Here is a 26,901-nt window from a genome sequence, read left to right as displayed (position 1 = left end):
AATTGTGTTTTTAAATGATGGAGTTAGTTCGAAAGTGTGAAATTATTTATTTTCTGCCAGATGTTGCAGGAGGAGTGACTTCGGTGGTTCATAATTTATTGAAGTATAGAAAAGGAAGTGACATAAACTATAAGGTTATATTAACAAGGCTAATTGAACGTGATGAAGCTCATGTATCAGTTGATTTTGAAGCCGATGAAACGATTGTATTTACTTACAGTAAATTTGAGAACTTATATAGTATTAGTAAGCGTCTAAAAAATCATATTTCTTCATCAGATTCAATTCTAGTTGCCAACGACGGATTAGAATTAAGAATGGTTCAATTGTTAAAATTACCTAACAAACTCATTTATATTATGCATGGTGATTTTGGTTTCTACTATAATCTGATAGAGCGGAACCAAGGGGTTATAGATCAATATATTGCTATTAGTAAATTCTTGGATCTTAAACTGAAGGAGAAATTAAATCCAGAAAATACAGGTAAAATATCTTTAAAATATTTTCCAGTTTCGAGAGTAAATTGGACAAATATAAAAAGTAAGTCTATAGATCTTATTTTTGTAGGTGCTTTAAATGAACGTAAAGGTGTTCAATATTTAAAACCAATTTATACAGAAATTCAAAAAGTATTACCTGACGTAAACCTTACAATAATTGGTTCTGGAGAGTTTGAGAATAAGTTAAAAAATCAGTTTAAGGATAATAGTAATGTATATTTTTTTGGTCAGTTAAATAGCAATCAAGTTTCTGCTGCGATGTATGATTCAAAAGTGTTAATATTTCCATCTTTAGTAGAAGGATTACCAAATGTTGTTGTTGAGGCTATGAAATCTTTCTGCGTTCCTGTTTGTAGTGATTTAGAAAGTGGTATTCCAGATTTGATAGAGCATGAGGTAACTGGTTTTAAAATACCAATAGGAGATATTGAGGATTTTGCATTGCATGCAATTTCATTGATAAAGGATGATATATTTCGTGAGAAAATAGCCGTCGAAGCGCATAATAAGGTTTCACTAAAGTTCAATCCAGAACAAAATGCCGAAGGGTATGAGAATTTAATAGTGAATGCAAAAAAATCATATAAGAAATATCATGGGAAAACTGAGGGAGGTATTTTAAATCAACCTTATATACCTAACACAGTAGTTAAAATTATTAGAAAATTAAGTTTATCCCCTAAATTATGATAAAACAACCAATATTAGTAACAGGAATTCATAGGTCAGGATCTACCTGGATAGGTAAAGTTATTAGTTCTTCGTCAGAGGTAAAATATATCCATGAACCTTTTAATGTGTTTATTCAATGGGCAAATCCGTTCCGGAAGCTTGGTATTCAAACCAAGCAATCTCCGTTCTCATATATGTTTGAATATATTGACGATAAATCGTCCTTAACTAAAAGAAAAAAAGTAGTAAAATTTATTAAAAATTTTTACACATTGAATACGCATTCTGTGATGCATGAAATTGGTAAAATTAGAGGTGTAAAGGATTTTGAGAGGTTTAGACATGAGTTAAAAAGCAGAACACAAAGACCTCTGTTAAAAGATCCGATAGCATTGTTTTCTTCGGAATTTTTAGCACAAGAGCTGAACTGTAAAGTTATAATTTCAATAAGACATCCAGCTGCTTTTATAGCAAGTATAATTAGAAAAAATTGGGGTTTTACTTTTGATGCATTATTAGATCAAGAAAGACTGATAGATCTTCATCTGTTAAAGTATAAGGAGGAGATAAAAGAGTTTAGTCGAAAAGAATATCCTTTAATAGATCAAGGCATATTAGTTTGGAATATAATGTATGATTTTGTTAACCAACTTGAAGCAAAGCATAATAAGGATTGGTATTTTATTACTCATGAACAGCTATCTGTAGCGCCTCTGGAAGAATTTGAAAAAATATTTCAATATTTAGATTTAGATTTTAGTGAAGATGTTATAAATCAAATAGAACTTAGTACATCTGGTAAGGTTAAAAACGATTTAAATAGAAATTCTCTAGATAATATTAAGTCTTGGAAAAATATATTGACAAAAGAAGAAGTTTTTAAAATTAATAGTAAGACAGAGTTAGTAGCCAATAAGTTTTACGATGACGATAGTTGGATATAAAAAATAAAGCAATGAATAAGCAACCATTAGTTTCCGTTTTAATGACGGTGTATAATAGAGAAAAATATATTGCAGAAGCAATAGATAGTGTATTAGCTTCAACATATAAAAATTTCGAATTAATTATTGTCGATGATGGAAGTAAAGATAACTCTGTTAATTTAGGAAGATCTTTTTCAGAAAATGATGACCGAGTTAAAGTTTATATTAACGAGAATAATTTAGGAGACTATCCCAATCGGAATCAGGCAGCATCGTATGCAAAAGGTAAATATATAAAGTATGTAGATGCAGACGATATGATTTATCCTCATGGACTAGAACTTTTGGTTTATTATATGGAACAATATCCAGATGCAGGCTATGGTTTATGTTCTTTACCTCAAGATAAGGCTAGAATATTTCCTTTTCAATTAAGTACAACAGATGCTTATAAGAGACATTATTTCGAGCAGCACTTGTTTTATAAAGCGCCGTTGTCGTCAATAATTAGAAAAAGTGCTTTTGAGGATGTTGGTCGTTTTAGTGGAAAACAACATTTAGGAGATTTTGAAATGTGGCATGTATTATCTCAAAAATACCCTGTAGTTTTAATGCCTCATGGAATTGTATGGTATCGAGAGCATGATGATCAACAAATGAATGATAATCGTACAGATCCATATGTTCCGTTTAAATATATTTTAGCAGCAGAAGAATTATTAAACAGTGATAAATGTCCTTTAATGGATGAAGATAAATCTCGTGCTATAAAGAAAGTTAGAAAACAACAAGCTGTTTCAATTTTATCTGCCGCTAAACATCATTCCATTGCTAAAGCGATGGAAATGAAAAAAGCTTGTTCTTTAAATTATATAGATATCATTAAAAATAAATTAGGATAATGAAGATTACAAAGGAAAAAGTATATCATATTCTTCGAAACCCACTCAATATAATAGTATGGAGTATTACTAGATTACCATATTTCCGTTTTTTAAAAGTAACGGAAAAAGGTATTGAAAGAATAACTTTTAATATGTGGTTTAATCAAAAAGTGTTAGGTAACAATAAAAACGCATATTGGCCTGTACATAAAAGTAGTAGAGTTGTTGGAGAGCAAAACATTTTAGTGGGAATAGGTACTTTTCCAGGTTTTCAAAGAAATATTTATATACAAGGTACTGGGAATCTTAGATTTGGGGATTATACAATAATTGGACAAAATTCTGGTATTCTTAGTGGTAATCATGATTTATATGATTATAGAAAACTTACTGCAAGGGATACAACTATAGGTTCATATTGTTGGATTGGTATGAATTCAACTGTTTTAGGAGGTGTAGTTTTAGGTGACCATACAATAGTTTCAGCTGGATCAGTAGTAACTAAATCTTTTCCTGATGGTTATTGTATTATTGGCGGGGTTCCAGCTAAAATTATTAAGACACTTGATCCAAAAGAATGTGTGAAATATCAAAATGATATAAAATATCATGGCTATATTAAACAAGATAAGTTTGCGGAATACCGAAGAAAGAATTTAAATATTTAATAGTATAAAAAATTAATGAAAAAAGTTTCAGTAATCATCCCTCTCTATAATGCTAGCGAGTTTTTGTCGACTACTATTAATTCTGTTTTAAAACAATCGTATTCTAATATTGAAGTTATTATTATTGATGACAACTCCACAGATGATTCTTTTGATAAAGCTTTAAGCTTTAAGTCTGATAATTTAATGGTAGTAAAAAACAAAGGAAAGGGAGCTTGTTCTGCACGCAATTATGGGTTTGATTTAAGTACTGGAGATTACATTCAGTTTTTGGATGCAGATGATATTTTAAGCCCAGATAAAATTGAAAAACAAGTAAAAGCATTAAAGGGAGCTTTAGATCAATTAGCGGTTTGTAATACAATTCATTTTATAGATAGATTAGAGGACGGTATTTGTACAGATGGGAATCACCTGTTTTCTACTTCTGCTCCAGAAAAATTTTTTATTAATCTGTGGGGAGGAAATAGTTTACCTACAAATATGGTCCAAACTAGTGCATGGCTAACTCCAAGAGCAATTATTGAAAATGCTGGACCTTGGAATAACTTATTAGCTAAGGATCAGGATGGCGAATTTTTTGCTCGAGTTGGTTTACAATCTAAAGGGATTGTTTATGTATCGGAAGTAAAGAATTATTACAGAAAGTATATTAATGGAAGTAACATTGCATCACATAATAAACGAGAACATTTAGAAAGTAATTTGCTAGCCACCGATTTGAAAGCGAAGTATTTGTTTTCTAAAACAGAATCCAAATCAGCTAAAAAGGCAATAGCTTCACAATTTAAATGGGTAGCTATAGAGGCATGGCCTATGTTTCCAGGTATTACCCGACAGGCATTAAAAAAAAGTAATAAGTTGGGAGGCAGTGACTATTTACCTGTGCTTGGCGGCAAAATAATAGAAACTATAAAGTTTAAATTTGGTTGGAAATTAGCTAAAGCAGTATCCTATTATGGGCATTTATATAGTAAAACTAAATAGAGAATAAAGATAATATTTATTTAATGGATTTAAATAACAAAACAAAAGCAGTTTTCATAACTAATTATAGATATGTATCTTCCAAAACTAAAAGTGGTGGAGTTAAACTTTGTACACAAGATTTTATTAAGGTTTTGGAAACTAAATATGATCTTGAAATTGTAGTGGTAGATTTTACCAGTAGTTTTTTTAAGAAATTAAAATTTAAACTAGGAATTGATGTTTACGACTATTACGATGCTGAAAACTACAAAGATGTTTTAGAAAATTTAATTATTAAGAAAGGTATAGATAAAGTTTTTATCAATCATACATCGTCTATGGAATTTGCTAAAGTCTGCAAGACAATTAGTAGTAACTGTTCTGTTGTACTACTATCGCACGGTAACGAGTCCGGAGACTATATGCATGAATTAGTACAATCCTCTAAAAATAATTTGTTATCAAGCTATTATAAATTAGGTAAACAATTGGTTCTAGAAGCAAAATACCGGAAGGAGTATATAGACAAGGTTGTAGTTGTATCTGAGGTAGAAAAAAATTTAGAGTATTGGTTACATAGTAATAAAGTCGTTTATTTACCACGTATTTATGAACCCGACTTCTTGGAATGGGATCCCATTGAAGGAAGAATAGGCTTTTTAGCAGATTTTACACACTTGCCTAATTTATATGGCGTTGAGAAATTATGTGAAGAACTTAATAAAAGAGAAATACCTTCTAATTTAAAAATAATTTTGGTAGGTCAAGGCGATGAACGAATTAATTCTGTTGTTGCTAAATATACATTTATAGAGCGTTTAGGCTATTTAGACGAGCAAGATTTAAAGAAAGAATTAGGGTCTTGGATTTTTTATTTAAATATTGTTTTATATTACTCGAAAGGTGTAAGTACTAAATTAGCAAAAGGTATGAATTTAGGTCTTCCTATAATAACAACTAATCAAGGGAATAGAGGATATTTACTTGAAAAATTAGATACTATCACTGCAAAAAATGTCGAGGAATTTACCGATATTTTATTAAGGGTGTGTAACAACAAGGATGTTGCTTCCGAAATTCGTGATATCGTTATATATAATGTGGAAAAGAATAGTGAATACTCAAGATTTTCTACGAATTTATAATAATTATAAATAATAAAAATCAATTTTTTCGCAAAGTTAAAGCTAAATTGAGGAATTTTAAAACAAATCTTTAAATGTAAACACGTACAAATACGTTTACATTTTTAGGAATAAAATTAAATTAATAAACTTATTATCCATGTCAACAAGGTTACCTGTAACAGTCCAAATTAACTTAGCTCCAAGCGATTTTAAACATTCTATTCATTTATTACCTCATCATTTAGAATTGTTTTCTGGAATTACGGAAAAAATACTTCTTGTAGTTGATTTACATAAAAGTAAAGGTCGTTTTTCTGACAATTGGGAATATGGGAAAAATAAACTTTTTAGTTTAATAAATTCATTGCAAAAGGAATATAAAGAATTAGAAGTAATAGAGGTCGATTATAGCAAAAACGGCGAAATCGGGCAGACATTTTTTAATAATTCATTTTGTCCCGTGAAAGATTTTAGGGGAGGTCCTTATTATGCCTATTTATTTGGAATTTACAGCTGTAAAAGTGAGTATATTTTTCATGTTGATTCAGATATTATATTCTCAGGAGACTCATATAAGTGGTTATCAGAAGCTATATTAAAACTTGAAGAAAATCAGGATATTATGAGTTGTTCTCCTTTGCCAGGACCTCCACATCCTGATAAAATAATATACAACAATCAAATTGAAGATCAAAAAGAACCTTATTCTTATTTATTTGATTCTTTCAGTACAAGACTTTTCTTAATAAACAAAGCGCATTTTATATATGAAATGTTACCGTTACCTCTTGAAAAAGGAAATTTAAGATCAAGGATTAAAGGTAAGGTTGAGGGGAATGGTATTTATGAATTGCCTGAAAATATATTAACAAATCAACTTAGAAATAAATCTAAGTATCGACTTGATTTTTATGGAGAACCCGGTTTCTATTCTTTACATCCTCCGTATCGAAATGAACAGTTTTATAAAGAGTTACCAATGTTAATTGAAAAAGTGAAGAATGATTCAGTACCTCATGAACAACGTGGACATTACGATGTGAATAGTTCAATGATTGATTGGAGCAATGCAATTGTTAAAATCAAAAAAAATCGTTGGTGGAAAAGGATATTGAAATAATTTAAGAGTTATTAGGGAGACATATTGTGTCTTAGTTTTAATTTTTTTCTAAATATTTTAAATAGTCTATCAATTAAGAACAATACTAACAAAAAAAATTAAAATATTGAAAACAGTACTCATTATATATCCACACTGGGTTCCCGCAAATTTGGCAGGCGTGCAAAGACCTCGTTTAATAGGTAACTACTTAAAACAATTTGGTTGGCACCCCTTATTGCTTACTGTAGCTTCTAAATATTACGAGGAAACACCAGATCCAGATATCTCTAAAACGGTCTCAGAAGACATTGAAGTCATCTATACCAAAGCCTATAAGGTCTCAAAACCACGTATTATAGGCGATATTGGTCTTAGAGCCTTTCCTTTTCTAAAAGCAAAAGCACTACAACTCTGTAAAGAACGTCAGATAGATTGTATTTGGATTCCTATACCATCGTTTTACACCGCTATTTTAGGGCGTATTATACATGATAAAACGGGGATTCCTTATGGGATTGATTATATCGATCCTTGGGTGCGTGATATTACCAATCAGAATGATAACCGCGCAAAATTAAGTCAGACTGTTGCCCGAACATTAGAACCTTATGCCGTAAAAAAAGCAGCGTTTATAACAGGCGTTTCAACACCTTATTATTGGCCAGTGATTGAACGTAATTTTAAGACCCCACCTGTACACGCTGGCATGCCTTATGGTTTTGATCCTAACGATCATAAATTAAAAATAGAGGGTTTAAAAATGCCCTGGGATGGTATTGAGCAATGCAAACCATGGATTTATGCAGGAGCTTTTCTTCCAAATTCGCATTTGTTTATGGATTGCTTTTTTGAGGCCATTAAAACATTAAAAGATAATGGCAATTGGGATACCGATATTAAGTTATTTTTTATAGGAACAGGACCTTATCCTGCTAAACGTATTACAGCCTATGCTGCAGATTATGGTTTAGAAGGTATTGTAATAGAACAAAGAGAGCGTCAACCCTTTTTACATATTTTAAACTATTTATCGCATGCCGATCGTGTGCTGTTATTTGGAAGTACAGAACGCCATTATACGGCTTCAAAAACCTTTCAATGTTTATTAAGCGAACGTCCTTTATTTACGGTTTTACATGCCGAAAGTTCTGCGGTAAACGTTATTCAAGATGTTAAAGCCGATGCGTATTTGGTGCCTTATAATGAAGGTGATACCAAATCTAAAATTGTAGCTAAAATGGTAACCGTTTTAAATCCCTTTCAAAATGTTGCATCTTGGTCTCCAGAATTACAATTGTTAGATCCATATTCTTCTAAACAATCAGCGAAAGTGTTGGCTGAAGTTATGGATGAAGTTCTGGATTAAATTAAAGATTTAGCTTAAATCAAATAATTGGTTAGCGTTGTTTAAAAAATAAAAATTGATCTAATTATAAAATGCATAAAAAACATACACATTTACCTTGGCTAGATTTAATACGATTTATAGCCGCTTTTATTGTTTTAACAGTTCATGTTAGAGGGTATTTATTTGTGGAATATGGAAGTTTGCCTATTGAAGAAAAGAATATATTCATAACGTTATTTTACTTTATCACAAGGTTAGGTAAAGAATCGGTAATTGTATTCTTTGTCTTAAGTGGCTTTTTGGTAGGGGGCAAATCTATAGAGCGATTAATTAAAGGAACATTTAATTCTAAAGTTTATTTGTTAGACAGAATTATTAGATTATATATTCCTTTAATTCCTGCTTTAATTCTAACTTTTATTTGTGGATTAATAACTCATTTTAAATTTAGCTTTCTTGAATTGATTGGAAATATATTTTCTTTACAAGGAGTTTTTTCAGAGTCATTTATGGGCAATGCTCCTTTGTGGTCTTTAGCTTATGAGTTTTGGTTTTACATGATAATTTTTTCTATTGGAATATTTATTTATTCTAAAAAATATAGAATAGTTGGTTTTTTCTTATTGTTCACAAATTTAATTATTTTTAGTATTCTAGATTCTACTTTTCTTTTTAGTTGGTTGATAGGAGCTTTGATTTATTTTTTAAAACCTGTGAAATTGAATATAGGTCTTTTGATTCTTAGCTTTTTTATGATAATTATGTCTATTGTAGGTATTCAATTCAAGATAGAAACGAAATCGATAGATAAGCTTATATTCATGGAGTATATACCAAATGTTAAAGCTTTAATACTGATTTTATCATTATTTATTGGAATATTAATACAGCAACTTTTATTAATTGAACCTCAAAAAAAGTTTTGGAAATCATTAAACAAATACGGATCTAAGTTAGCTGCATTTTCTTATACATTGTATCTAATACATTATCCATTGCTTGAGGTTTATAAAAATTTTTATGGTGTAAAATTTAATACATTTGATATCAAATCCATTGGTGTATTCTTTTTTATGATTTTCATTTGTATGCTTATATCTTATTTGCTTTATTTACCCTTTGAGAAAAAAACAGCTTATTATAAAGCTTTAATATCAAATAGGTTTATTCGTTAAGTGTTTGGTAATAAGAGCTTTTTTTGATTTGTGTTTTTGTTTAATAAATTTTATATTTTAAATAATTTGAAAAAATTAGCCATCGTTACTACGCATCCTATACAATATTATGCCCCTTGGTTTAAGTTATTAGCAGAACGACAACAAATAGATGTTAAAGTCTTTTACACTTGGTCTCAAGCCGCAGCAGAAGTTAAAGATAAAACGTTTGGAAAAACCATTAAATGGGATATTCCTTTATTAGAAGGGTATGCTTATGAGTTTATAGAAAATGTTTCTGAAGATCCAGGAACGCATCATAAAAATGGGATAGATTGCCCAGAATTAAATGCTAAAATTAGTGACTGGCAACCCGATGCTATTTTAATATTTGGTTGGTATTTAAAAAGTCACTTAAAGGCGATGAAGTACTTTAAGGGTAAAATACCCGTTTGGTTTCGAGGAGATTCTACTTTGCTCGATGATACCCCAGGAATTAAACAACTATTACGAAAATATTATTTGACTTATATCTATCGGTTTATAGATAAAGCCTTTTATGTGGGGTCTCAAAACAAGGCTTATTTTAAATCTGTAGGCTTAAAAGAACATCAATTGATATTGGCGCCACATGCGATCGATAATGCGCGCTTTAATGATTCTGAATCTAAACACTATGAAGACCAAGCCTTAGTATGGCGAAAAGCATTAGGTTATCAACCTGATGATTTAGTGATTTTATTTGCCGGTAAATTTGAATTTAAAAAGCAACCTGATTTTTTATTGAAAGCCGTTCAAAAAGCCAATAAAACTTTAAGGCACCCTTTAAAGTTGTTACTGGTTGGTCATGGCCCTTTAGAAGCGAATTTAAAATCCTTAGCCCAAAATGATTCTCATGTAAAATTTATACCTTTCCAAAATCAGAGCAAGATGCCGATTTTATATCGTTTAGGCAATGTATTTTGTTTGCCTTCAAAAGGTCCTGGGGAAACTTGGGGCTTAGCGATCAATGAAGCTATGGCCTCTTCTCGACCGGTTATATCTAGTGACAAGGTTGGTTGTGCTACGGATATTGTCAACGTTGGTTCTAATGGTTATGTTTTTGATTCTAATGACGAGGCCGCATTATTAGAGGTGTTTCGTACGATCTCAATAGCCGATTTAAAGCTTATGGGACACCAAGCAAAAAAAGATATTACACAATGGCATTTTAAAGCTATTGTTGAAGCTTTAGAAACTAATTTAAAGTGAAATTAATTTAGATGGGAGGATGGACTCTTATAGGCTGTATTGCCGTTGTTTATTTGGGGATTCTATTCGTTAAACGTTTAGGAAAAAGCGTACCTATATTAGAGTTAATGACTTTAATAGGCGGTTTACAATGGATTATTGGTCCCATCATAGAGTATTCTAGTCCTTCTGGTCATTATAAGTATTTTATGTATGTAGATCAGGAAATCTATATGGGTTTTGTTGTTCCGGCTTATTTAGCCTTTATGTTTGTTATCCTTTATGGGGTAAAGAAAAGTGCCCGTTTTAAAGTCCCAATTTCTCATTTAGAACATTATTCTCAATATGGTTTAATCATCTTTGGTATTGGGGTGTTCTTTGATTTGATCGGTGGTTTTTTACCAGGCGCTTTAGGGTTCTTTGCTTTTATATTATCGAATTTTAAATTTGCAGGTGCTATTATCTTGTTTTTTTCGAAGGACCCTTTACTTAAAAAGGTTTTTTATGGGGCTATCGCCTATTTATTTGTTATCGCTTTGGCTAAAGCTTTATTTCACGATCTCATATTATGGTCCGTTTTCTTTTATATGTTTTGGGCTATAAAGAATAAACCCTCCATTAGTTTTATTCTAACTACTTTTTTAATTGCCACTTTATCATTAGCTACGTTACAGACGATAAAAACCGCCTATCGAAGCCAAGTCTGGCAAGGCTATTCTGGAAATAAAATAGAATTGTTTGTGACTTTAATGGCAGAGTCATTTGTAATGGGAAATGCAACTGAAGAGGCTGATCAAGGTGAAATAGGGACTAATGTCAGGTTGAATCAAGGCTGGATTATTAGTGCTGTGATAAATAATATTCCTAAATATGAACCTTTTTTTAATGGTGAAACGATTAAAACAGCTGTTTATTCCTCTCTTTTACCACGATTTTTAAATCCTAATAAAGCTGAAGCCGGAGGCCAAGATAATTTTAGAACGTTTACGGGTTTAAGTTTATCCGATGGTACCTCTATGGGTATTAGTATTATAGGGGAAGCTTATGGTAATTTTGGCAAAACTGGAGGTATCATTTTTATGGGCCTGTGGGGGGTTTTCTTAGTTAAAGTATGGTCTAAGTTGTTCAAGATCGTTTTAAATAATATTGTTTTTATCAGTTTTTTACCTTTGGCTTTTTTACAAGTTATAAAAGCAGAGACTGAACTTGTCGTGGTTTTAAATCACTTAATAAAATCGTTAATCGTCATCCTTTTTTTCTTTTGGTATGCTAAGAATTATTTGAATTGGAATTTTTCTCATGAGACTAAACGTTAATTATATTTTTAGAAAACGCTTAGCTCAATACAATAGTATTGAAGAGCTGTTTGGGACATTGCAAACAAGACTTAAGTGTGATGTTGATTTGGATAATCAAGAACTAAAGTTTTCAGGGGGGAGTCCTCTCGTTGTTCTTAAAAATATATTTAGTTTTAAAAACAGGTCCGCTACTCAAGTTAATCATATTACAGGAGATGTTAATTATATGGCTTTAGTTACCGGTAAGACCTCTGTATTAACCATTCATGATGTTCGTTCTGTTTTAAGAGGCTCTATTCTTAAACGTTTCTACCTAAAACTCGTTTGGTTTACATTACCTGCTCTATTTGTAAAACGTATTACTGTGATTTCAGAATTCACAAAATCAGAATTATGTAAGGTCATTCCATTTGCAGCACATAAAATTAGGGTTGTTTATAACCCTGTGCATTCGCAATTGGTTTATTGTCCAAAAGAAATAAACACCTCTTATCCTCATATTTTATTGATAGGAACTAAGGTTAATAAAAATTTAGAGCGTATTTTTGAGGCTTTAAACGGTATTCCTTGTCAATTAACGATCATAGGTCAATTAACGAAGGAACAATTAGCGTTGTTAAAAACGTACAAGTTAGCTTATAAATCCATGTTTCAAATTCCTTATCCTGCTATTGTTGAAGCTTATAAATCCTGTGATTTGGTTTTGTTTGCGTCAACCTATGAGGGTTTTGGCATGCCAATTATAGAAGCGCAGGCTATTGGTCGGCCTGTTATCACCTCAGATATTGGTGCGATGAAAGAAATTGCAGGAGGTAGTGCTTATCTTGTAGACCCTTATAACGTAAAGGAGATAAACACCGCTGTTAAAACGATTCTTTCAGATAAAGCCTTAAGAGATGAATTGATACAAAAAGGACAACTTAATATTAAACGATTTCATATTAATAAAATAGCCAAAGATTATTTAAATATTTATAAGGAAGTTGCTCATGCTTAAAAAAGAAAAACTATTAATTTTTATCGATTGGTTCTTGCCAGGTTATAAAGCGGGTGGTCCTATTCAATCGGTTAATAATATTGTTTTTCATCTTCACGATGCCTTTGATATTTCGATCGTCACTTCAAATAAAGATTTGGGTGAAACCTTACCTTATCCTAACCTGGCATTTAATACATGGCAGATTAAAGGTACTTATAAGATTATTTATTTGGATAAAAACCATCAAAATATAAGCTTTTACAGAAATTTATTAAAAGAGGAAACTTATCAGTATGTGTATTTTAATTCTTTATTTTCAATACAATTCACCTTACTTCCTTTGTGGGTGATGCGAAACTCTTCATTAAAGTGTGTTTTAGCGCCTAGAGGCATGGTTGGTAAAGGTGCCTTAGCTATAAAACCTTTTAAGAAGAAATTGTTTATTAGCCTATTTAAGCTAAAGGGTTTACAGAAAAGATTGATTTGGCATGCCACTTCTCATTTAGAACAACAAGAAATAGAACAACAATTTGGTGATGCTTTAGATATAAGAATCGCTTCAAATTTATCTTCTAAAATGACTCCTTTTAGTTTTAAAGAAAAACAAGCCAACCGTTTGAATGTCTTTTTTCTTTCTAGGATCGCTTTAAAGAAAAATTTATTAAAAGCTTTAGAATATCTATCTTATACCAATGTCTCACATCATATTAAATTTTCAATCATTGGTCCTATAGATGAGCAAGATTACTGGGGTTCTTGTGAAGCCTTTATTAAAAAGCTGCCAAAACATGTTGAAGTGAATTATTTAGGAGCTATTCCTAATGATCAACTTCATGCTGTTTTAAAAGATCAACATATTTTATTATTACCCACTATGCATGAAAATTTTGGTCATGTTATTATGGAGTCCTGGCAAAATGGCTGTCCCGTGTTAATTTCAGATCAAACCCCTTGGTTAGATCTTGAAGACAAACACTTAGGATTTGCCTTATCTTTGTCTGAATCTGATATGTTTGTCAAACAATTGAATTATTTCTCTGAGATGGATGCCGATTGTTTTAATAAGTGGTCTAAATCGGCTTATGGTTTTGCTGAGTCATTTACTCAAAAGCCACAACTTATAATCGATACTAAAAAATTATTTAAATAGAAAAGTACAATGAAGAGAATATTAATCACCGGAGGCGCCGGTTTTGTAGGCTCACATTTATGTGAGCGTTTGTTAAACGAAGGCCATGAAGTGATCTGTTTAGATAACTACTTTACAGGCAGTAAAAAGAACATTGAACATTTAATGGATCATCATTATTTTGAATTGGTACGTCATGATGTGACGGAGCCATTTATGATTGAAGTTGATGAAATCTATAATATGGCTTGTCCTGCCTCACCAGTACATTATCAATATAATCCTATAAAAACGATTAAAACATCGGTAATGGGAGCTATCAATATGTTGGGTTTAGCTAAGCGTGTTAAAGCTAAAATTCTTCAAGCTTCTACAAGTGAAGTTTATGGAGATCCTGCGGTACACCCACAACCCGAAACGTATTGGGGAAATGTAAACCCCATAGGCCTGCGTTCTTGTTATGACGAAGGGAAGCGTTGTGCAGAGACTTTGTTTATGGATTATCATTTGCAAAATGATGTTGCTGTTAAAATTATTAGAATTTTTAATACTTATGGGCCCAACATGAATCCTAATGATGGTCGTGTGGTCTCTAATTTTATAGTTCAAGCCTTAAAAGGGGAGAATATTACTATGTTTGGAGATGGATCGCAAACCCGATCTTTTCAATATGTCGATGATTTAGTGGAAGGGACTACGCGAATGATGAATAGTCGTGATGGTTTTACAGGGCCTGTAAATATTGGTAACCCCGTAGAGTTTACGATGATGGAATTGGCTAGTAAGGTTATTGAGTTGACCAACTCAACCTCTAAAATTATTCATATGCCATTACCTCAAGATGATCCTTTACAACGTCAACCTATTATTGATTTGGCTAAAAAGGAATTAAATGGTTGGGAGCCTAAAATACACTTGGAAGAAGGTTTAATAAAAACTATAAGTTATTTCGATACCTTACTTAAATCAGATCAGTAAATTGAAAACGGATTTATCTTCTTATAATAACGATTGGTACCAGCCCGGAGGTCGACTAAAAATCTTGTGTTGGTATTTTATTAATGTGTTCTTTTTTATAAATCCGTTAAACTTTTCTTCTCGTTTAAAAGTCTTTATTTTAAAACGTTTTGGAGCTACAATAGGAGCTGGAGTTGTCATAAAGCCAGGCGTGAATATCAAATACCCTTGGTTACTCACTATAGGAAATCATTGTTGGATTGGGGAGTCTGTTTGGATTGATAATTTAGATCAGGTTACCTTAGAAGATCATGTCTGTATTTCTCAGGGCGCCTTATTGCTTTGTGGAAATCATAATTATAAATCGACACGTTTTGATCTGTTTGTAGCTCCGATTACGTTAAGAGAAGGGAGTTGGGTTGGAGCAAAAGCGAAAGTTGCCCCAGGGGTTACTTTAGAAAGTCATGCCATATTAAGCATGGGAGCTGTTGCCACCTCACCTCTAGAAGCTTATGGTATTTATCAAGGCAATCCTGCTGTAAAAGTGAAATCACGTCAATTCAATTAGTATAAAATGAAAGTATCTCTAATAACCGCCACTTACAATAGTGAAGCGACTATTGAGGATTGCATGCTGTCTGTCCTTAACCAAACTTACCCCAATATTGAATATATTATTGTTGACGGTGGTTCTGATGAAAAAACTTTAAAGTACTTGAATGAAGCCGCAGAAAAACACTCCAACATTATACTGAGTTCTGAACCCGACCAAGGCATCTACGACGCTTTAAATAAAGGTATTGCAAAAGCCACCGGGGAGATCGTTGGCTTTGTACATTCCGATGATTTTCTTGCTGATCCCTCAATTATTTCGGCTATTGTTGAAGCGTTCAAGGCACAGGAGGTAGATGGTGTATACGGCGATTTACATTATGTTGCATTAGAAAATACGGCTAAAATTATTCGTAATTGGGTAAGTGAACCCTTTGATCATCGTTTGTTAAGACAAGGCTGGATGCCTGCACACCCTACTTTATATGTCAAGAGAGATTTATATAAAAAATACGGTGTATTTGATCTAAACTATCGTATAGCAGCGGATTATGATTTTATTTTACGTATCTTTAAGCAACCTAATTTAAAATTTCATTACTTACCCAAAACCATTGTTAAAATGCGTGTTGGAGGAGCCAGTAATAAAAGCTTAAAAAATATTTTACAAAAATCTAAAGAAGATTATCGTGCCATAAAAACAAATAAGATAGGGAACTGGTTCACCGTTCTCCTAAAAAATGTGAGTAAGCTCAAGCAGTTTAAATCCTAATATTAAACGTTGCTTATATCGCTACAATTTAATAACATCAGTTTAACTTTTTTAACTGATATTTGTCCCCCAAATTAAGTCTAAGTAAAAACAAATGGTAAAAGAATTACTAGAAAATTTCAATCCAGAAGATTATATAGGCTGGCTTTTTTTCTTGGCTGTATGTATCTCATTTTTTGTTTCAAGTACAAGTTATCCCGCGATCATCAATGTAGCGAAATCTAAAAATTTGATGGACTCTTCAGGGGGGCGTAGTAGTCACTCTGGGAGTGTGCCTAACTTAGGAGGTATTGGGATGTTTTTAAGTATCGTTGTTACTATCACCATTATAGGTGCGGTATTAGATACTAAGATTCTTTTATTAATATTAGGAGGGATTACTTTATTGTTTTTTTTAGGCTTAAAAGATGATATTCTTATTCTATCTCCTCGTAAAAAATTTATAGGGCAATTGTTAGCTGCCTTATTATTGATCATATTCACGGATACTCGTATTATAGGTTTATCAGGGATTTTTGGGGTTACTATTATGCCTTATTGGCTTTCCGTACTATTCACTCTTTTTGTATATATCCTTGTGATTAATGCTTTCAATTTAATCGATGGTATTGATGGTCTAGCTGGGACTCTAGCCTTATTGGCTATTGTTAGTTTTTCTTATGTTTTTTACAAGTACAACGATATTAGCATGTTTGTTTTGGCAGGAGCGGTTGTAGGTGCCTTAATTCCGTTTTTGTATCTGAATTTTTCAAAACGCAATAAAATGTTTATGGGTGATACGGGGTCTATGATCTTAGGTTTTATCATTGCTGTTTTTGCTGTGCGGTTTATTAATAATTCTGAGTTGACGCCTAACGCGATTTATCATAATTCTTCTCCTGTACTTGTCTTATCTTTTTTATTCTTTCCATTATTAGACACGTTACGTATTTTTTTTATACGTCTCGTTATCCATAAAAAGAGCCCTTTTACGGCCGATCGAAACCATTTGCATCATCGCTTTTTAAGTTTAGGGTTTTCTCACCGACAGACAACCACTATTGTTGTTCTTATTAATGGTGTTCTTGTTTTCATTGCTTTTTTTATTGCTGCTCTTGGTATTAATTTACAATTGGTCATCTTGTTAATTTCTGGTACTGTCTTATATTCCTTATATTTTGTTTACCATTGGCTATTTGGTAAACGCCCCAATAAAATTAAAGAAGTCTCTAATTTATAAGGTCTAAGGCTAATTAGTTGGTGTCTATTGTTAATGCCCTTATATTTGTTCTCTTATTCTAATCTGTATATGATGTTTAAAACTATAGTATTTATTTGTTGTCTCATGTTGGTTTTTTCGTGCTCTACTAAAAAAGAAATTTTGTATTTACAAGATGTCGATCAGCATCATAATACCGAAATTCGATATACGACTACTACCATTCAGCCCAATGATATTTTACGGATTAATGTGAGTGCCTTAATTCCTGAATCCACCATTCCTTATAATAACGTCACTACTAATAATGGGGGAAACAGTCTTGAGCTCATGCAATTGGATGGCTATTTAGTATCTGAAACATTAACGATTAATTTTCCTGTTTTAGGACTGTTATCCGTTGCCGATATGACGACTCAGGCATTTTCAGATTTCTTAAAGCATAAATTAGAAAGCGAAGGGCATTTAAAGAATCCTTCGGTCAACGTTCGCTTAATTAATTCTAAAGTGATGGTGCTTGGAGAAGTCAATAGTCCGGGGACCTATAATTTTACAGAACAAAATATTACATTGCTACAGGCGCTAGCTAATGCTGGTGATTTAGCCATTACAGGAAAGCGGGAAGATATTACCGTGATTAGAGAAACCGATGGGCTGCGTAAAATTGGACATGTTGATTTGACCTCGTCAGATTGGTTGGATGGTGAATTTAGTTATGTAAAACCTAATGATGTTATCATTGTTAACCCTAGTGACCCTAAAGTGAAGAGTGCAGGTTTTGTCGGTAATTTACCAACGTTATTCTCCGTTGTTTCTCTTGTATTAACCACAGTCCTTTTAATTACGAATTAAATTCAATGAGCGATTTTACAGCATCACCCTATCAGACCACTAACGATAAAGGGGAAAGTATTAAAAATGAAGTCCAAAAATACCTTGTTTATTGGTATTGGTTTGCTTTGGGGTTGATTATAGCCATTATTGGCGCCTACTTATACTTAAGATACACCCCTAAAGTTTATAATTCTAGCGCTAAAATTAAAATCTTAAATAAAACTAAAGGTTTAGAACTGCCTTCAGCAGCATTTGTCTTTAACCGCTCTAATATTAATTTAGAAAATGAAATAGAGGTGCTTAAGTCCTTACGTATTAGCGAAGCTGTTGTCGATCAGTTAGATTTAACGATGCGTTTTTATGTGGAAGGCAGTGTTATTACCACTGAAGTTAGTCAATTTCCATTTCATATTCTTAAAACCGTCAGTAACGACAGTATTTTTAAAGGCTCTTCTTATCGCATAATAGTAAAGTCTTCAGCCTTTGAAGTGACGGATAGTTCGACGCATCAAGTTTTAGTCTTTCCAGGATTTGATACTACCAAAATCAATCATAACCTGCCCTTTGAATTAAGTTTACCTCAAAATTTTGATATTAGTACCACCGAAGATAAAGTTTATATTGTGAATTTTTCACCTGTATCCGCCATCGCTAATGGTATCAAAGGGGGGATTGGCGTTAATATTTTGGGTACAAGTGATTTGTTGCAGTTGAGCTTTACGAGCCAAAGTAAAGCAAAGAACGAGCGCGTTATAAATACTTTAATTGACGTCTTTAATGAAGACGGTATTAATGATCGCCAAGAGATTTCGAGACGTACTATTGATTTTATCGATGAACGCTTTGGTTTGTTAGCTAAAGAATTAGATTCGATAGAGTCTGGAATAAAAGATTATAAGCAAAAAAATGATATTATTACCTTAGAGTCTGATGCTGAATTGGGCCTAAGTCAACGTACCGCTTCAGAACAAGAATTGTTTACTATTGAAAATCAATTGATGATTTCTAGTTTGCTTAAAGAGACCATAGAACGTCCTAATGGAACTTCAGATTTACTCCCTGAAAATATCGGTGTTTCTAATGCAAGCATTAATAGTTTAATCACTAATTATAATCTTATTGCATTAGAACGGAATAATTTATTGACCAGTGGCGGTGTGAATAATCCAAATGTTATTGCTTTAAGTTCAAAATTGAACGATTTAAAATCCAATATTTTTGTCTCCATTTCATCGTATCGAAAGCAATTGGAAGCTTCTAAGATGCAATTGGCACGAGAGAATAGAAAGTTTGCTTCTCAAGTCTATCAATTACCAGTTAAAGAAAAAATTATTACGGATATTACGCGGCAACGTGAGATTAAGCAAAGTTTATATTTGTTTTTACTTCAAAAACGAGAAGAAGCCGCTATTAATTTAGCCATTACAGAGCCGTCTATAAAGGTTGTGGAATATGCGATCTCTAATTGGAGTCCTGTTTCACCTAATGCCCGAAGTATCTATATACAAGCGTTGGCAGCAGGATTAATTATTCCTTTTGGTATTATTTATTTACTGATGCTTTTGGATACGAAAATTAAAGGCAGAGACGACTTGTTAGCTGTTAATCCTAAAGTCCCTATCGTAGGCGAGATCCCTAAGGTAAAAACTGACAACCTTATTTTTAATGATCCCGATGATCGATCCGTACAAGCTGAAGCTTTCCGCATTTTGAGCTCTAATGTTAATTATATCTTGCCCGTTAAAGTTGGAGAAGCTGCGAAGGTTATTTATTGTACTTCAACAATTAAAGGCGAAGGGAAAACTTATGTCAGTATTAATTTGTCGTTGGCACTGTCTAGTATTAATAAAAGGGTCTTGTTGATTGGAGCCGATTTGAGAAATCCTCAAATTCATACCCATATTAATGCCGATAAAGATAAGCCGGGTTTATCCAATTATTTACATGATGGCGCTTTTAGATGGCAAGATGCTCTTATAAAAGGTTTTGAAAGACATCCTAATCATGATATTATTTTATCGGGTACGATCCCTCCCAATCCCGCTCACTTATTAACCAATGGACGATTTAGCAAACTTATTGAAGAGGCTAAACTGGAGTATGATTATATTATTGTTGATACCGCACCGACGATTTTAGTGACCGATACGATGCTTATTTCTCAGTTGGCCGATGCTACGATTTACCTCGCTCGCGCCAATTATACCGAAAAGAAATTATTGAATTATTCTAAGGATTTATTTGAATCTGGTAAATTGAAAAATGTTGCCTATGTTTTAAATAGTGTTGATACTAATAAATCCTATGGTTATGGTTATAACTACGGTTATAATTATGGCTATGGAAATAAAAAATAAACCGCTTTAAAGGCGTTGTTTTTCAATACGTGATATATGTCATGATTTTTAAAAGTATTATCACCTACTTTTAATGGTGAATTATAAAACAAGACTCATGAAAGTTATAGCGCCTATTTCTTCAATTATGTCCACCAATATCATTGCTCTAAATAGAGAGGATGATCTTGAGATGGCCGAACAGTTATTTAAGAGACATAACATTAGACATATTCCAGTGGTAAAGGAAGAAGTTGTTGTGGGCATGCTCAGTTATACTGATTTGTTAAGAATTAGCTTTGCAGATGCGGTTTATGAAGATGATACCGATGTCGATTCTCTCGTTTATAATATGTTTACGATAGATCAAGTGATGATAAAAAATGTAGAAACTGTTTCATCGGACACCTCAATTAAGGAGGTCGCTCAAATTTTAGCCACCAAAGAATTCCATGCGTTGCCTGTTGTTGATCATGGTTTATTGGTTGGTATTATAACGACGACAGATTTAATCAAATACCTTTTAGAACAATTATAAAAAAAAGCGCTTAAAAGCGCTTTTTTTTATTGTTTTTATGCATTTGCTAAATCTTTTAACCTCTTAATCGTTGCTGTTGGATCATTGCTTTTAAAGACATGACTACCTGCTACAAAAGTATCTGCACCAGCTTCTACTAATTTTTCGATATTTTTATCTGTGACCCCCCCATCAATTTCAATACGGGTCTCCAAACCTTGCTCATTAATCATTTTTCTTAGATTTTTGACACGCTTGTACGTTATGTCTTCAAATTTTTGACCACCAAAGCCTGGATTTATAGACATTAATAATATCATGTCACATTCTGGCAAGATATCTTCTAAAACGTTAAGCGGGGTGCTTATGTTAAGAACTACACCTGCTTTACAACCGGCATCTTTAATCTGTCTTAGCGTTCTATGCAAATGCACTGTAGATTCATAATGCACCGTAATCATATCCGCGCCAACTTTTGCAAATTCTTCAATGTAGCGTTCAGGCTTTTCAATCATTAAATGTACATCTAATGGTTTTGTAGCGTGTTTTTTTATTGCTGCAATTACGGGCATTCCATAAGATATATTTGGTACAAAGTGTCCGTCCATAACATCGATATGAAACCAATCTGCATCACTGTTATTAACCATTTCAGTATCGCGCTGTAGATTGCCAAAATCTGCAGCAAGCATTGAGGGTGCAATTAATTTAGAAGCCATTGTATTCAGTTGTTTTTATGTTTAGGCAAATGTAATTAAAAATGGTGAGATGGTGAGATGGTGAGGTGGTGATTTGGTGAGGTGGTTAGGTGGTGAAGGGGGTGAAAAGGTGATTTGGTGAGGTGGTGAAGGGGGTGAAAAGGTGATTTGGTGAGGTGGTGAAGGTGGTGAAAAGGTGATTTGGTGAGATGGTGAGGTGGTGAAGGTGGTGATTTGGTGAGGTGGTGAAGGTGGTGAAGGGGGTTAGGTGGTGAGATGGTGAGATGGTGAGGTGGTGAGGTGGTGAGGTGGTGAGGTGGTGAGGTGGTGAGGTGGTGAGGTGGTGAGGTGGTGAGGTGGTGGAAGGTATTAAAAAAAGTGAACCCACGGTAATCAGCCGTGGGTTCTTTCATCAATCAAAAAACGAACAGTTATGTTGTAACTGTTGTTACCTTAGTTAGGTTAGTCGAATCGTTTATTCAATGCTTACATCTTTATTCTGTCATTGCATAAACAATTACGGTTATCCTAAGTATGTTTTTAATATTTTACTTCTAGATGTATGTTTTAAGCGTCTTATTGCTTTTTCTTTAATCTGTCTTACACGTTCACGGGTTAAATCGAACGTCTCACCAATCTCTTCTAATGTCATTGGGTGTTGATTTGCTAATCCAAAATACAAACGAATTACATCAGCTTCACGAGGCGTTAATGTTTCTAAAGCACGTTCAATTTCGGTACGTAAAGAATCGTGTAATAAATCTCTATCTGGATTTGGTGATTCTCCACTGCGTAATACATCATATAAGTTAGAATCTTCGCCTTCAACTAAAGGTGCATCCATACTGACGTGACGGCCAGAATTTTTCATAGACTCCTTAACATCGTTAATGGTCATGTCTAATTCTTTAGCAATTTCTTCGGCAGAAGGTGGACGCTCATGGCTTTGCTCTAAAAACGCAAAGGTTTTATTAATTTTATTAATAGAACCAATCTTGTTTAATGGCAAACGCACAATACGAGACTGCTCTGCTAAAGCTTGAAGGATGGATTGACGAATCCACCATACCGCATAAGATATAAATTTAAAACCACGTGTTTCATCAAAACGTTGTGCCGCTTTAATTAAACCTAAATTCCCTTCATTAATTAAATCTGGTAATGTTAATCCTTGATTTTGGTATTGCTTAGCAACCGATACGACAAAACGAAGATTTGCTTTGGTTAATTTTTCCAAAGCGAGTTGATCCCCAGCTTTAATACGCTGTGCCAATTCTACCTCTTCATCTGCTGTAATAAGATCTACCTTACCAATTTCTTGTAAATATTTATCTAGCGACGCAGTTTCCCTATTGGTTACCTGCTTGGTAATTTTAAGCTGTCTCATGTCATTTTATGATTTGTGCAATTTGATTACAACAACATGTTGCTCTTATTATACGTACAAAAGCAATTAAATGTTACACAATGATATGAAAAACTTTTAAATCTTTAAAAGTTTTATGCTTTCTAAGTTTATCGCCTCCACCGTTTCATTGGTAAACTTATAATGTCCTCTCATGGTTATGAGTCTAAATCTGTAAGCTTTAATTTGGCTTAAGGTATTTAAGAAAAGCCATTTGGATTTTAATAGTCTGGGTTTTTCGGATTTTAGACTTAAATCAAAAATATGCTTTCTTCCTTCTTTTTCTGCAACAATGTCTGGGGTGACATCAATATCAGTCCCTTGTTTATGATATGATTTTGGTTTTTCGTAACCCTCAATATCTGCTTTGATATTATCATATCCTAAATTTTTGAGATAAGCTATTGAATTGCTTAATTGGTTTGTGTACTTCACTTTATCTTGTATAATCATAGCTTATATGATACGAAAAAATGCTGTTTAAACCAAATTATTCAGGCTTAATATTCTGATTTATTAGTAGTTGTGTTTGTTCTAAAGGGGTTTCCCTATCAATTAAATCCACGAATACCCCTTATTATATGTTGCTAAAATTCAAGCTAAAAGAAGTTAGGCTTTTATTAAACCCTAACTTGGCCATCTCCATAAATGTAATATTTATTAGTCACTAATTGATTTAGACCTAAAGGCCCACGGTGATGTAATTTATCGGTACTAATGGCTAACTCTGCACCAACGCCCATTTGACCTCCATCTGTAAATCTAGTAGACGCATTGTGATATACGGCCGCACTATCTACGTTGTGCATAAAATTTAAGGCTTCCGTTTTGTCTTCAGTGATGATGGATGCTGAATGTTTTCCTGAATATTTATTAATCGTTTCAATAGCCTCGTCTAATGAATCCACCTGTCCGATAACTATTTTTAAGGCTAAAAATTCTTCATACCAAACCTCCTCATTAGCAATCACTTCCTTGTCAGTTAAAATGGTCGCTATTTTTTGGTCCACTACAACTTCAACATTATGTTGTTCTAATTTTTCTTGCAACATTTTAACCTTAGTGTCGTACTGCGGTAGATTTTTATCAATAAGCACTTTGTCTAACGCATTACATCCCGAAATTTTATGTGTCTTCGCATTAATAATAACATTCACCGCTTTTCCCCAATCGGCGTGCTCAGAAATATATAAAAAGTTGTTTCCTCTTCCGCTGATTAAAACAGCACATGTAGCGTGTGTTTTTACAAAATTAATTAGGCGCTCTCCACCACGAGGTACAATGAGATCTAATGGCTCTGTTGGGTTTTTTAAGAATTCTTGAGTTTCTTCGCGCTTTAAGTGCAGCAGTTTTATCCAATCTTTAGATAACCCATTTTCTTCTAAAGCTTCGTGCCATAGTTTTTCTAAAACTAAATTACTGTTTAAAGCTTCTTTTCCCCCTTTTAAAAGGATTTTATTATTTGCCTTAAAGGCTAAAACAGCGGCTTCAATAGTGACATCTGGACGCGATTCATAAATAATAAGAATGGTTCCGAATGGTGCCGTTGTATTGACTATATTCAATTTATTAGGCAAGGTTCTGTTGGTGATTTCTCTTCCAACAGGATCATCTTGAAGCATTACTGCCTTAACAGCTGCTATCATTTCATCCACCTTTTTATCGTTAACAATTAAACGATCGTAAAGCGCTTGATCTTCTCTTTGAAATGCCTCTAAATCTTTTTTATTAGCTGTAATGATTGTTTTACGTTCGCGCTCTAAAATTTGAAGCATCGATTTTAAAACGTTATTTTTTATTTCTGTATTTAAAAGTTTCATGTTATTGTATTTTAATTCGAAGTTTATCTAGGCACAAATAAATTTAGTTCCTACTTCTTTATTATTAATAATATCCACAATTACATTTTCTTTTTTTCCATTAGCTATGTAAGTTGGAATATTTTTGTTCGCTGTTCCTTTGGCGATCTTTAATTTAGACGCCATACCACCGCGACCTTCTCCTTCTTTTTTGTCAGAATCTTGAACGTATTTCTCAACGTTTTGATTTGTAATTACGGTGTTTAAAAGTTTTGAATCATCATCATCTGGATGTCCGTTATAGAGGCCGTCGGTATCTGATAATATAATTAAACGGTCTGCATCTACAAGCTCTGCTATTAAGCTTGCTAATTCATCATTATCTGAAAACATTGACATGGTCAGTGACACCGCATCATCTTCGTTTGCGATAGGAGTGACGCCTTCCTCAAGTAAACCCTCGTAACAATTAATCATGTTTTCACGGTGCTTTCCGATGTCAAAATCTCGTTTTGTGGCTAATACTTGTGCACATCTCATGCCGTAATCATGAAACAAACTGTAGTAGTGCCTCATCATTCTTGGTTGCCCCACCGCCGAATATACTTGTCTTCTTATCGACTTGTCTTTAATGTTTGTTTTGCCTAGTATTTCCATACCAGCCATTGCCGATCCAGAAGATACAAGAATTACCTTGATATCTTCTTCATTTAGTACCGCGATTTGCCTCACCAATTCACGAAGTACTGGTCCTAAAATTCTATTGTCTTTATTTGTTAATACGTTGGTTCCTACTTTTACAACCACCCGTTTTATATCGTCATTCATTGTTTTGTATTATGTATCAGATTAAAATTCTGAAGTGTAATCATTATATTTTTTAATTCTTTATTATTTTTACTTACTTAATTTTCAATCTGTTTTATTATTCTTTTCCTAATTCTATTGCACGATCAAATGCTGCATATGCGGCATCTTGTATCAATTGCTTTACATTGTTGTCGTCCATAGAATCTATGGCCGCTTGCGTAGTTCCGCCTTTAGAGGCTACTTTATCTATCCACGATTTAGGTGAAATGTTATTTTGATTGAAGAGCTCGATAGCCCCTTCAAACGTACTGCTCACTAATTTTTTAGAATCATCATCAGAAAAGCCCATTTTTAAAGCCGCTTCTAACATGGATTGCATAAAATAAAACACATAAGCAGGTCCACTCCCCGAAATTCCTGTAGAAGCATCAATAAATTTCTCTGTGTTTACATGTATTGAAGTCCCTGTGGTATCTAACAGGTTTCTTACCATAATGAGTTCTACTTTAGAGACTTCTACAGATTCTGTATACGATGTTATTCCTTTACCGACCTGTGCTGGTAAATTAGGCATTGTTCTTATCACCTTTTTAATACTCAATCCTTTTTGAATTGTATTAATTGTTACACCAGCCATTAACGATACAAATATTTGACTATCGTTGATCATTGGTTTCATTACTTTAAACAGGTCATCGCTGTGGTATGGTTTTACAGCTATAAATACAATATCTGCTTTTGGTAAGCAGTCTGCAAGGTTATCGAATACGTTGAATCGTGAATCGATATTTAAACTCTTAATTTTTTGTGGATCGGTATCATATATTCTTAGTTTGTGTCTACTAAGTAAAGGCGATGCTGCCATGCCTTCTGAATAGGTTAAACCCATGTTACCGGCTCCGATTACTAATACTCTCATAATTTATTTTATATATTAACTGACATTAATGACAATTGCCTTTATAGCCGCAATTACTGTGCGATAGTGCCAAAATGAAATTATCATTTAAAGAATTTTCATATTTTAGTGATTT

The 26,901-nt window shown here is 33.0% G+C and carries 26 protein-coding genes; 20 read left to right on the top strand and 6 right to left on the bottom strand.

The window, feature by feature from the left end; genetic code table 11:
- The first annotated feature begins 17 nt into the window (after positions 1 to 17).
- From HM985_RS01570 to HM985_RS01475, 20 genes are all read left to right on the top strand, one after another.
- Entirely contained in the window at positions 18 to 1,193 is a 1,176-nt protein-coding gene (locus tag HM985_RS01570; RefSeq protein WP_179374547.1) for a glycosyltransferase family 4 protein, read from the top strand.
- Positions 1,190 to 2,119: a sulfotransferase domain-containing protein gene (locus HM985_RS01565; protein ID WP_179374546.1), complete on the top strand. Its 930-nt coding sequence runs from the start codon at positions 1,190 to 1,192 to the stop codon at positions 2,117 to 2,119. The genes HM985_RS01570 and HM985_RS01565 overlap by 4 nt, the downstream gene beginning before the upstream one ends.
- 11 nt (positions 2,120 to 2,130) lie before the next feature.
- Complete coding sequence (locus HM985_RS01560; RefSeq protein WP_179374545.1) at positions 2,131 to 3,003, top strand: glycosyltransferase family 2 protein; 873 nt, start codon at positions 2,131 to 2,133, stop codon at positions 3,001 to 3,003.
- Entirely contained in the window at positions 3,003 to 3,653 is a 651-nt protein-coding gene (locus HM985_RS01555) for an acyltransferase (protein ID WP_179374544.1), read from the top strand. The genes HM985_RS01560 and HM985_RS01555 overlap by 1 nt, the downstream gene beginning before the upstream one ends.
- Positions 3,654 to 3,668: 15 nt before the next feature.
- Complete coding sequence (locus HM985_RS01550) at positions 3,669 to 4,640, top strand: glycosyltransferase family 2 protein (protein WP_179374543.1); 972 nt, start codon at positions 3,669 to 3,671, stop codon at positions 4,638 to 4,640.
- A gap of 23 nt (positions 4,641 to 4,663) precedes the next feature.
- A complete protein-coding gene (locus HM985_RS01545; protein ID WP_179374542.1) occupies positions 4,664 to 5,767 on the top strand; it encodes a glycosyltransferase in 1,104 nt (367 codons plus the stop codon).
- Between the two features lie 139 nt (positions 5,768 to 5,906).
- Complete coding sequence (locus HM985_RS01540; RefSeq protein WP_179374541.1) at positions 5,907 to 6,869, top strand: glycosyltransferase family A protein; 963 nt, start codon at positions 5,907 to 5,909, stop codon at positions 6,867 to 6,869.
- Between the two features lie 106 nt (positions 6,870 to 6,975).
- Positions 6,976 to 8,217 (top strand): glycosyltransferase family protein, encoded by a 1,242-nt coding sequence (locus HM985_RS01535; RefSeq protein ID WP_179374540.1) that lies wholly within the window; start codon positions 6,976 to 6,978, stop codon positions 8,215 to 8,217.
- Positions 8,218 to 8,288: 71 nt separating this feature from the next.
- Positions 8,289 to 9,374, top strand: a complete 1,086-nt coding sequence (locus HM985_RS01530) for an acyltransferase family protein (protein WP_179374539.1) — start codon at positions 8,289 to 8,291, stop codon at positions 9,372 to 9,374.
- 66 nt (positions 9,375 to 9,440) lie between these two features.
- On the top strand, positions 9,441 to 10,604 hold the full coding sequence (locus HM985_RS01525) for a glycosyltransferase family 4 protein (RefSeq protein ID WP_179374538.1): 1,164 nt from the start codon (positions 9,441 to 9,443) through the stop codon (positions 10,602 to 10,604).
- Between the two features lie 11 nt (positions 10,605 to 10,615).
- Positions 10,616 to 11,899, top strand: coding sequence for a hypothetical protein (locus HM985_RS01520; protein ID WP_179374537.1), 1,284 nt, complete (start codon positions 10,616 to 10,618; stop codon positions 11,897 to 11,899).
- The gene (locus tag HM985_RS01515; protein WP_179374536.1) at positions 11,883 to 12,878 is read left to right on the top strand and encodes a glycosyltransferase family 4 protein; all 996 of its coding nucleotides are present in this window, start codon (positions 11,883 to 11,885) and stop codon (positions 12,876 to 12,878) included. The genes HM985_RS01520 and HM985_RS01515 overlap by 17 nt, the downstream gene beginning before the upstream one ends.
- Positions 12,871 to 14,010: a glycosyltransferase gene (locus HM985_RS01510; protein ID WP_179374535.1), complete on the top strand. Its 1,140-nt coding sequence runs from the start codon at positions 12,871 to 12,873 to the stop codon at positions 14,008 to 14,010. The genes HM985_RS01515 and HM985_RS01510 overlap by 8 nt, the downstream gene beginning before the upstream one ends.
- 9 nt (positions 14,011 to 14,019) lie before the next feature.
- A complete protein-coding gene (locus HM985_RS01505; protein ID WP_179374534.1) occupies positions 14,020 to 14,967 on the top strand; it encodes a UDP-glucuronic acid decarboxylase family protein in 948 nt (315 codons plus the stop codon).
- Between the two features lies 1 nt (position 14,968).
- Positions 14,969 to 15,514: a WcaF family extracellular polysaccharide biosynthesis acetyltransferase gene (locus HM985_RS01500; RefSeq protein ID WP_179374533.1), complete on the top strand. Its 546-nt coding sequence runs from the start codon at positions 14,969 to 14,971 to the stop codon at positions 15,512 to 15,514.
- 6 nt (positions 15,515 to 15,520) lie between these two features.
- The gene (locus HM985_RS01495) at positions 15,521 to 16,270 is read left to right on the top strand and encodes a glycosyltransferase family 2 protein (RefSeq protein WP_179374532.1); all 750 of its coding nucleotides are present in this window, start codon (positions 15,521 to 15,523) and stop codon (positions 16,268 to 16,270) included.
- Between the two features lie 94 nt (positions 16,271 to 16,364).
- Complete coding sequence (locus HM985_RS01490; RefSeq protein WP_179374531.1) at positions 16,365 to 17,489, top strand: MraY family glycosyltransferase; 1,125 nt, start codon at positions 16,365 to 16,367, stop codon at positions 17,487 to 17,489.
- A gap of 141 nt (positions 17,490 to 17,630) precedes the next feature.
- Positions 17,631 to 18,320, top strand: a complete 690-nt coding sequence (locus HM985_RS01485) for a polysaccharide biosynthesis/export family protein (RefSeq protein WP_246284901.1) — start codon at positions 17,631 to 17,633, stop codon at positions 18,318 to 18,320.
- A gap of 5 nt (positions 18,321 to 18,325) precedes the next feature.
- Positions 18,326 to 20,659 (top strand): GumC family protein, encoded by a 2,334-nt coding sequence (locus HM985_RS01480; protein WP_179374530.1) that lies wholly within the window; start codon positions 18,326 to 18,328, stop codon positions 20,657 to 20,659.
- A gap of 97 nt (positions 20,660 to 20,756) precedes the next feature.
- Positions 20,757 to 21,176, top strand: coding sequence for a CBS domain-containing protein (locus HM985_RS01475; RefSeq protein WP_179374529.1), 420 nt, complete (start codon positions 20,757 to 20,759; stop codon positions 21,174 to 21,176).
- Positions 21,177 to 21,211: 35 nt separating this feature from the next.
- On the opposite strand, the gene rpe is transcribed toward HM985_RS01475, so the two are convergent.
- The 6 genes from rpe to proC form a co-directional block, all read right to left on the bottom strand.
- Positions 21,212 to 21,874 carry a ribulose-phosphate 3-epimerase gene (gene rpe / locus HM985_RS01470; RefSeq protein ID WP_179374528.1) on the bottom strand — a complete coding sequence of 221 codons (663 nt, stop codon included), beginning with the start codon at positions 21,872 to 21,874 and terminating at the stop codon, positions 21,212 to 21,214.
- A 502-nt stretch (positions 21,875 to 22,376) separates the two neighbouring features.
- Positions 22,377 to 23,240: a sigma-70 family RNA polymerase sigma factor gene (locus HM985_RS01465; protein WP_179374527.1), complete on the bottom strand. Its 864-nt coding sequence runs from the start codon at positions 23,238 to 23,240 to the stop codon at positions 22,377 to 22,379.
- Positions 23,241 to 23,336: 96 nt separating this feature from the next.
- A complete protein-coding gene (locus HM985_RS01460) occupies positions 23,337 to 23,711 on the bottom strand; it encodes a hypothetical protein (RefSeq protein WP_179374526.1) in 375 nt (124 codons plus the stop codon).
- A 167-nt stretch (positions 23,712 to 23,878) separates the two neighbouring features.
- A complete protein-coding gene (locus HM985_RS01455) occupies positions 23,879 to 25,078 on the bottom strand; it encodes a glutamate-5-semialdehyde dehydrogenase (protein ID WP_179374525.1) in 1,200 nt (399 codons plus the stop codon).
- Between the two features lie 27 nt (positions 25,079 to 25,105).
- Positions 25,106 to 25,885 (bottom strand): glutamate 5-kinase, encoded by a 780-nt coding sequence (proB, locus tag HM985_RS01450; RefSeq protein ID WP_179374524.1) that lies wholly within the window; start codon positions 25,883 to 25,885, stop codon positions 25,106 to 25,108.
- A gap of 97 nt (positions 25,886 to 25,982) precedes the next feature.
- Positions 25,983 to 26,786 carry a pyrroline-5-carboxylate reductase gene (gene proC, locus HM985_RS01445; RefSeq protein WP_179374523.1) on the bottom strand — a complete coding sequence of 268 codons (804 nt, stop codon included), beginning with the start codon at positions 26,784 to 26,786 and terminating at the stop codon, positions 25,983 to 25,985.
- Positions 26,787 to 26,901: the final 115 nt, after the last annotated feature.

The organism is Winogradskyella wichelsiae (assembly GCF_013403925.1).
GTDB lineage: Bacteria > Bacteroidota > Bacteroidia > Flavobacteriales > Flavobacteriaceae > Winogradskyella > Winogradskyella wichelsiae.
This window is presented reverse-complemented; position numbering and strand designations above follow the sequence as displayed.

Excerpts from the sequence above, each read along its gene's own strand:
- HM985_RS01550 (WP_179374543.1), top strand. The coding sequence starts at position 3,669 with ATGAAAAAAGTTTCAGTAATCATCCCTCTCTATAATGCTAGCGAGTTT.
- proB (WP_179374524.1), bottom strand. The coding sequence starts at position 25,885 with ATGAATGACGATATAAAACGGGTGGTTGTAAAAGTAGGAACCAACGTA.
- HM985_RS01465 (WP_179374527.1), bottom strand. The coding sequence starts at position 23,240 with ATGAGACAGCTTAAAATTACCAAGCAGGTAACCAATAGGGAAACTGCG.
- HM985_RS01545 (WP_179374542.1), top strand. The coding sequence starts at position 4,664 with ATGGATTTAAATAACAAAACAAAAGCAGTTTTCATAACTAATTATAGA.
- HM985_RS01455 (WP_179374525.1), bottom strand. The coding sequence starts at position 25,078 with ATGAAACTTTTAAATACAGAAATAAAAAATAACGTTTTAAAATCGATG.
- HM985_RS01475 (WP_179374529.1), top strand. The coding sequence starts at position 20,757 with ATGAAAGTTATAGCGCCTATTTCTTCAATTATGTCCACCAATATCATT.
- HM985_RS01480 (WP_179374530.1), top strand. The coding sequence starts at position 18,326 with ATGAGCGATTTTACAGCATCACCCTATCAGACCACTAACGATAAAGGG.
- HM985_RS01565 (WP_179374546.1), top strand. The coding sequence starts at position 1,190 with ATGATAAAACAACCAATATTAGTAACAGGAATTCATAGGTCAGGATCT.
- proC (WP_179374523.1), bottom strand. The coding sequence starts at position 26,786 with ATGAGAGTATTAGTAATCGGAGCCGGTAACATGGGTTTAACCTATTCA.
- rpe (WP_179374528.1), bottom strand. The coding sequence starts at position 21,874 with ATGGCTTCTAAATTAATTGCACCCTCAATGCTTGCTGCAGATTTTGGC.
- HM985_RS01520 (WP_179374537.1), top strand. The coding sequence starts at position 10,616 with ATGGGAGGATGGACTCTTATAGGCTGTATTGCCGTTGTTTATTTGGGG.
- HM985_RS01495 (WP_179374532.1), top strand. The coding sequence starts at position 15,521 with ATGAAAGTATCTCTAATAACCGCCACTTACAATAGTGAAGCGACTATT.
- HM985_RS01460 (WP_179374526.1), bottom strand. The coding sequence starts at position 23,711 with ATGATTATACAAGATAAAGTGAAGTACACAAACCAATTAAGCAATTCA.
- HM985_RS01505 (WP_179374534.1), top strand. The coding sequence starts at position 14,020 with ATGAAGAGAATATTAATCACCGGAGGCGCCGGTTTTGTAGGCTCACAT.
- HM985_RS01560 (WP_179374545.1), top strand. The coding sequence starts at position 2,131 with ATGAATAAGCAACCATTAGTTTCCGTTTTAATGACGGTGTATAATAGA.
- HM985_RS01490 (WP_179374531.1), top strand. The coding sequence starts at position 16,365 with ATGGTAAAAGAATTACTAGAAAATTTCAATCCAGAAGATTATATAGGC.
- HM985_RS01515 (WP_179374536.1), top strand. The coding sequence starts at position 11,883 with ATGAGACTAAACGTTAATTATATTTTTAGAAAACGCTTAGCTCAATAC.
- HM985_RS01540 (WP_179374541.1), top strand. The coding sequence starts at position 5,907 with ATGTCAACAAGGTTACCTGTAACAGTCCAAATTAACTTAGCTCCAAGC.
- HM985_RS01555 (WP_179374544.1), top strand. The coding sequence starts at position 3,003 with ATGAAGATTACAAAGGAAAAAGTATATCATATTCTTCGAAACCCACTC.
- HM985_RS01530 (WP_179374539.1), top strand. The coding sequence starts at position 8,289 with ATGCATAAAAAACATACACATTTACCTTGGCTAGATTTAATACGATTT.
- HM985_RS01570 (WP_179374547.1), top strand. The coding sequence starts at position 18 with ATGGAGTTAGTTCGAAAGTGTGAAATTATTTATTTTCTGCCAGATGTT.
- HM985_RS01510 (WP_179374535.1), top strand. The coding sequence starts at position 12,871 with ATGCTTAAAAAAGAAAAACTATTAATTTTTATCGATTGGTTCTTGCCA.